General features: G+C 62.9%; 4 protein-coding genes and 1 pseudogene. 4 read left to right on the top strand and 1 reads right to left on the bottom strand.

Translation table 11 applies throughout. The features are described 5' to 3' along the window. From JNL55_RS19070 to JNL55_RS19060, 3 genes are all read left to right on the top strand, one after another. Nucleotides 1-271 (top strand): DMT family protein (locus JNL55_RS19070; RefSeq protein ID WP_293857252.1); only part of this gene is annotated, 271 nt, incomplete at its 5' end. Beyond that, nucleotides 268-723, top strand: a complete 456-nt coding sequence (locus tag JNL55_RS19065) for an HIT family protein (protein ID WP_293857249.1) — start codon at nucleotides 268-270, stop codon at nucleotides 721-723. The genes JNL55_RS19070 and JNL55_RS19065, both read left to right, overlap by 4 nt. Nucleotides 724-830: 107 nt before the next feature. Beyond that, nucleotides 831-1,235, top strand: coding sequence for a TfoX/Sxy family protein (locus JNL55_RS19060; RefSeq protein ID WP_293857246.1), 405 nt, complete (start codon nucleotides 831-833; stop codon nucleotides 1,233-1,235). A 33-nt stretch (nucleotides 1,236-1,268) separates the two neighbouring features. Here JNL55_RS19060 and JNL55_RS19055 read toward each other — a convergent pair whose 3' ends face one another. Continuing rightward, a complete protein-coding gene (locus tag JNL55_RS19055) occupies nucleotides 1,269-3,335 on the bottom strand; it encodes a thioredoxin domain-containing protein (RefSeq protein ID WP_293857243.1) in 2,067 nt (688 codons plus the stop codon). 48 nt (nucleotides 3,336-3,383) lie between these two features. Here JNL55_RS19055 and JNL55_RS19050 point away from each other — a divergent pair. Then, nucleotides 3,384-3,861, top strand: a pseudogene (locus tag JNL55_RS19050) (RlmI/RlmK family 23S rRNA methyltransferase); the annotation flags it as partial.

Below are 3,861 nucleotides of genomic sequence, written 5' to 3'. Positions count from 1 at the left end.
GCACTTGAAGGAGCTGAATCAAAAGCCCTGGATCGTGGCGGCGCTGATCAGCTGGGGCATCGCGTTATTCGAATATCTGCTGCAGGTCCCGGCCAACCGCATCGGTTACACCGTGCTCAGCCTGCCGCAGCTGAAGATCCTGCAGGAAGTCATCACGCTCACCGTGTTCGTGCCGTTCGTGATGTTGTACATGCGCCAGCCGCTCAAGCTGGACTACCTGTGGGCGGCGCTGTGTATGCTGGGCGCGGTTTATTTCGTATTTCGAAAATGAGCACTGCCATTCATCGCCTGGTCGAGAACTGCCGTCGCGGCGACGATCCGTCCGTGGTCGCACGTCTGCGCTCGGGTTGGGCGGTGATGGGGCAGCGGCAAGTGCTGGCAGGTTACTGCCTGCTGTTACCGGATCCGGTGGTTCCGCATCTGAATGCGCTGGCGAGTGCCGAGCGCGATCTGTTCCTCTCGGAGCTCGGCCTGCTGGGCGAGGCGGTGCTGGCGGCGACCGGCGCTCTGCGCATCAACTACGCCATCTTCGGCAACGTCGAGCCGGCCCTACACGCCCACGTGCATCCTCGCTTCACCGATGAGCCGGTGGCCATGCGCACCAACAACCCGTGGGGCTACGACTGGCAGCAGGCGCCGGCGTTCGACGCACAGGTGCACGGGCCGCTGCGTGACTTAATTCGACAGCAGTTGTTACGACTGGCGCACACTGTCGCCAGTTAGTAACGACTGCGGGTTTACAGCTAGGGGCTGCGAGGTAAACTGCCGCTCTTGGGGCATGCGATCGGGTGCGCTGCTCGGAAGCATTCAGGAAGAGTGAGTCGCTCGATATGCGGGTCAAGTCGAGCCTAGCTAGTTACGTCGCAGAACAACTCGCCCCGCTCGGGCGGAGCTCCAGTCGTGCGATTTTCGGCGGCGTCGGTGTCTTCATCGACGAGCGGCTGCTGGCTATCGTGATGGGCGAGAAGCTCTATCTACACACCGACAAGAGCAATCTCGACGATTACGTCGCGCGCGGCATGCCGCAGTTCAAGCCGTATCCGAACGCGTTCGATCTCACTACGGATCACCACGAGGTGCCGCAGGAGGTCGTCAATGACCCCGATCAGCTGCGAGTCTGGGGCGAGCGGGCGCTCAACGCCGCCATCGAATCGGCTCGCGCCAAGCAGATGGCCGGCATCGAGCGTTCGCGACACATGAAGCAGGCCAAGAAGCGCGACAAGGCCAAAAAGTAACCTGAGTTAAGTTGCGAAGCTGCGGCTCGCGCCTCAGCTTCGGGTCAGCGCCACCAAGGCCGACAGCGACATCACCGGCGCCGAGCACGTCATGCCTCGGCACACATAGGCCGCGGTTTCCGCCAGAACTTTCTTATCCGCGATTGCGGCGGGCAGTGCCGTCGCGTCGCTTGGCACCGCGAACACCAGGCGCCGTGGCGAATAGACCTTTGCCAGTTCGTCGCGCCAGTGATCCGTATCCTTGCTCGGGCCGCGCACGATGACGATTTCGGGCGGGTCGAGATGCTCTTCCAATGCGATCAGCAGGGCTGTGTGCGCGTGTGGGTAGTGCTGCAAGGCAGGCCAAGCGGCTCGTAGCGTCTTGGCCGTCGCCTCCAGATAACGCGTGTCGCCCAACAACAACCCGAGCCGGGTGAGTGCCTGCGCGGCGATGGCATTGCCGGCCGGCACGGCTTCGTCACTGAACGAACGCGACCGATGCATCAGCTGTTCGTGATCGTCGGCGGTGAAATAGAAGCCGCCCGAGTCGGCATCCTCGAAATGGCTCAGCAGGGCATTGGCCAACTCGGTGGCGAAGTGCAGATCGGCGCTGCGCCAGCGGGTTTGCAGCAGTTCCAGCAAACCGTCCAGCAAGAACGCGTAGTCGTCCAGATAGGCGGGGAAACGTGCGCGCCCATCTTTGTAAGCGGCCAGTAAGCGACCGTCGCGCCAGCAATGCTGGCGAATGAAGTCGACGGCATTACATGCGGCATCGGCGAGGTTGGCTCGTCCGAGCGCGCGGGCGGCGACTGCGAGACCGCCGATGGCGAGTCCGTTCCAAGACGTGAGCACTTTGTCGTCGCGGCCCGGCCAAATACGACGATTGCGAACGTCGAGCAGAATGCCGCGCGCACGAGCCAGCCGTTGCTCCACTTCCGCCGCGCTGATGTGCAGCTCCTCGGCGATGTCGTCCTCGGAGCGGAACACATGCAGATGCCAGGCTTCGCCTTCGAAGTTCGCGTCCCGGTCGAGGCCGAAGCGTCGCGTGAACACGGCGTGGTCGTCGGCATCGAGCAGGTCCGACACTTCTTCGGGCTGCCACACGTAGAACTTGCCTTCGTGACCTTCGGAATCGGCATCGAGTGCCGAGCGAAAACCGCCTTCGCTGGCCAGCAGGTCGCGAATCATCCAATCCGCAGTCTCGGCAGCAATGCGCTTGAACAGCGGCTCGCCGGTGGCCAACGCCGCGTTCGCGTAGTTACGCAACAGCTGGCCGTTGTCGTACAGCATCTTTTCGAAGTGCGGGATCATCCAATACTGATCGACGCTATAGCGCGCGAAGCCGCCACCGAGCTGATCGAAGAGGCCGCCGTCGGCCATGCGCTTCAGCGTCAGCGTCGCCATGTACAGCGAATGCAGATCCGGTTCTTCCTGGCCGGCCGTGGCGCGCCAGCGTCGCAACAGGAATTCGATGTTGGCGGGATGCGGGAATTTCGGCGCGCCGCCAAAGCCACCGAAGTCGCCGTCGAAGGCGGCGGCCAACTGCTCGCGCGCGGCATGGGTCGGCGCGGCTGTTAACGGTGTGTCACCGGAAGCGGGCGGCGAATTCAGCTGATCGAACGCCTGCTGTAGGGCGGCGCTCTGTTGCACGATGTCCTCGCTCCGCTCGCGATAGAACTGGGCCACCCGCTGTAACAAGTCGGTGAACGCGGGCAGACCGTGGCGCGCTTCGTTGGGAAAATAAGTGCCGCCAAAAAACGGGCGCTGATCCCGGGGCGCAAGAAACATCGTCAGCGGCCAGCCGCCGCCGCGCTGGGTCAGCATCTGTTGCGCGATTTGATAAATACGATCCAGGTCTGGGCGCTCTTCGCGGTCCACCTTGATGTTGACGAACAGCTCGTTCATCACCGCCGCGCTGGCCGGGTCTTCGAACGACTCGTGCGCCATCACGTGGCACCAATGACAGGCGGAATAGCCGATCGACAACAAAATCGGCTTGTTTTCGCGCTGGGCCAGCGCCAGGGCCTCCGGGCCCCAGGGGTACCAATCGACCGGATTGGCCGCGTGTTGCAGCAGGTAGGGACTGGTCTCGCCGGCGAGCCGATTCACAGGTCCATTCACAGGGCGGTTGCGACTTGAGGATTCGTGCATAGAATGCGCCCACTTTAAATGAACACCGTTACCGAAACACCGAATTCACCCCCCTCGTCGCGGGCCGACCTCCCTGAGTTGCGCTTGAAGCGCGGCGAGGATCGTCGTCTGGCCGCCGGCCATTTGTGGGTGTTTTCCAACGAAGTGGACACCGCACGCACCCCGCTGACGGCTTTTCAGCCGGGCGCGTTGTGCCGTGTGGTTTCCGATCGCGACAAATTCCTGGGCTACGCCTATGTGAATCCGCACTCACTGATCAGCGCGCGCATCCTGGGGCGCAATTCGGCGTACCTGCCGGACAAGTCGCTGATCGTGCATCGCCTGCAAGTGGCGCAATCGCTGCGCCGTTCGTTGTATGAAAAGCCGTTCTATCGGCTGGTGTACGGCGAGTCCGATGGTTTGCCGGGCCTGGTGCTGGATCGCTTCGGCGACGTGGTGGTCGGCCAGATTGCCACCGCCGGTATGGAAGCGTTGCGCCCGCAGATCGAAGCGGCCG

Source organism: Steroidobacter sp., from assembly GCF_016790065.1.
Classification (GTDB): domain Bacteria; phylum Pseudomonadota; class Gammaproteobacteria; order Steroidobacterales; family Steroidobacteraceae; genus Steroidobacter.
Note: the sequence above shows the minus strand (reverse complement) of the source record. Positions and strands in the feature narration are given on the sequence as shown.

Bases quoted from the DNA above. Each gene is read 5' to 3' on its own strand.
- JNL55_RS19065 (WP_293857249.1), top strand. From the start codon at position 268: ATGAGCACTGCCATTCATCGCCTGGTCGAGAACTGCCGTCGCGGCGAC.
- JNL55_RS19060 (WP_293857246.1), top strand. From the start codon at position 831: ATGCGGGTCAAGTCGAGCCTAGCTAGTTACGTCGCAGAACAACTCGCC.